The 2,217-nt window shown below is 67.9% G+C and carries 2 protein-coding genes; both read left to right on the forward strand.

Going from position 1 to position 2,217, the window contains the following annotated elements; translation table 11 throughout:
- The first annotated feature begins 67 nt into the window (after positions 1-67).
- Entirely contained in the window at positions 68-1,333 is a 1,266-nt protein-coding gene (istA, locus tag ACZ7OH_RS51840; protein ID WP_470287729.1) for an IS21 family transposase, read from the forward strand.
- Positions 1,330-2,148, forward strand: coding sequence for an IS21-like element helper ATPase IstB (gene istB / locus ACZ7OH_RS51845; RefSeq protein ID WP_470287730.1), 819 nt, complete (start codon positions 1,330-1,332; stop codon positions 2,146-2,148). Before istA ends, istB begins: the two co-directional genes overlap by 4 nt.
- Positions 2,149-2,217 lie beyond the last annotated feature (69 nt).

Below are 2,217 nucleotides of genomic sequence, written 5' to 3' on the forward strand. Positions count from 1 at the left end.
TGTCGTCGCTTCGTGAAAACTGACCCCCAGGAGTCTTCCGAAAGTTGACCCCCTCTGAGGTAGGAGGGTGCTGAACGTGGAGGACTGGGCGGAGATCCGCCGGTTGCATCGGGCTGAGGGTGTGCCGATCAAGGAGATCGTCCGGCGGCTGGGGATCTCGAGGAACACGGTCCGGGCGGCGTTGAGGTCCGAGGGGCCGCCGAAGTATGAGCGGGCTTCGCGGGGGTCGGTGGCGGATGCGTTCGAGCCGCAGATCCGGGCGCTGCTGGCCCAGTGGCCGCGGATGCCGGGACCGGTGATCGCGCAGAAGATCGGGTGGCCGCACTCGATGTCGCCGTTGAAGAAGAAGCTGGCCGTGTTGCGCCCGGAGTATGCCGGGATCGACCCGGTTGACCGGGTGGTCTACGAGCCCGGCCAGATCGCCCAGTGCGACCTGTGGTTCCCCGAGCCACGGATCCCGGTCGCCGCGGGCCAGGAAAGGGTGCTGCCGGTGCTGGTGATGACGCTGTGTTTCTCGCGGTTCCTGGCCGCGACGATGATCCCGTCGCGGCAGGCCGGCGACATCCTGTCGGGGATGTGGCAGCTGGTCCACGGGATCGGCCGGGTCACGAAGCGGCTGGTCTGGGACCGGGAGTCCGCGATCGGCGGGACCGGTCGGGTCAGCGCCCCGGCTGCGGCGTTCGCCGGCACCCTGGCCTCGAAGATCGTGCTCGCGCCGCCGCGGGACCCGGAGTTCAAGGGCATGGTCGAGCGGAACAACCAGTTCCTGGAGACCTCGTTCCTGCCCGGCCGGGTTTTCACCAGCCCGGCCGACTTCAACGCCCAGCTCGACGAGTGGCTGGCCCAGGCGAACAACCGGACCGTCCGGTCGATCCAGGGCCGCCCGGTGGAGCTGCTGGAGACCGACTATCAGGCGATGCTGCCGCTGCCGCCGGTTGCCCCGCCGATCGGGCTGCACCAGCGGGTCCGGCTCGGCCGGGACTACTACGTGCGGGTCGACACCGTCGATTACTCCGTCGACCCGCGGATGATCGGCCGGTTCGTTGACGTCTCCGCCTCGCCGGGCGAGGTGACGGTGTTCTGCGACGGGCAGGTCGTCGCCCGGCATGACCGCTGCTGGGCCAAGCAGGTCGTGGTCACCGATCCGGCCCACCGAGCCGCCGCAGCCGTGCTGCGGAAGAGCTTCGCGGCCGAACGCCTGCGCCGCGAGACCTCCGGCGAGACCCGCCGTCACGCCGACGGACATGTCGTCGCGATGCGGGCCCTGCCGGACTACGACGCGCTGTTCGGCGTCGATTTCACTGCACCACCAACGAAAGCGAGCAACACGTGAGCACAACCGCCAAGCCCAAACCGTCGGCTGCAGCGCCGAAGGATGGGCTGCCGTCCCAGATCGCCTATCTCACGCGGGCGCTGAAGACCCCGACGATCGGGGTGTTCTGGGAACAGCTGGCCGGCCAGGCCCGGGACGAGAACTGGTCGCACGAGGAATACCTCGCCGCGTTGCTGCAGCGCCAGGTCGCCGACCGCGAGTCCAAGGGCACCGTGATGCGGATCCGAACCGCCCACTTCCCGGCCGTCAAAACCTTGGAGGACTTCAATCTCGACCACCTGCCCTCGCTGCGCCGCGACATCTTGGCGCACCTGTCGACCGGCACGTTCGTCGCCAAGGCCGAGAACGTGATCCTGCTGGGCCCGCCCGGCATCGGCAAAACCCACCTCGCGATCGGGCTCGGCGTCAAAGCCACCCAGGCCGGCTACTCGGTGCTGTTCGACACGGCCAGCAACTGGATCGCCCGGCTCACCGCCGCCCACCACGGCAACCGGCTCGAGGCCGAACTCAAGAAGATCCGCCGCTACAAGCTGATCATCATCGACGAAGTCGGCTACATCCCGTTCGATCAGGACGCGGCGAACCTGTTCTTCCAGCTCATCGCCTCCCGCTACGAACAGGGCTCGGTGATGGTCACCAGCAACCTGCCGTTCGGGCGCTGGGGAGAGACCTTCTCCGACGACGTTGTCGCCGCAGCCATGATCGACCGCCTGGTCCACCACGCCGAGGTCCTCACCCTCACCGGCGACTCCTACCGCACCCGCCAACGCCGCAACCTGCTCCGCGACCAGCAACAGAACACCGACCAGAACTAGACAACAACACCGCACAGGGGGTCAATTTTCCAGAGACCACCCGGGGTCAAGGTTCCCGAAGCGTTGACA

The sequence above is a fragment of the Amycolatopsis sp. NPDC114478 genome, assembly GCF_055633805.1.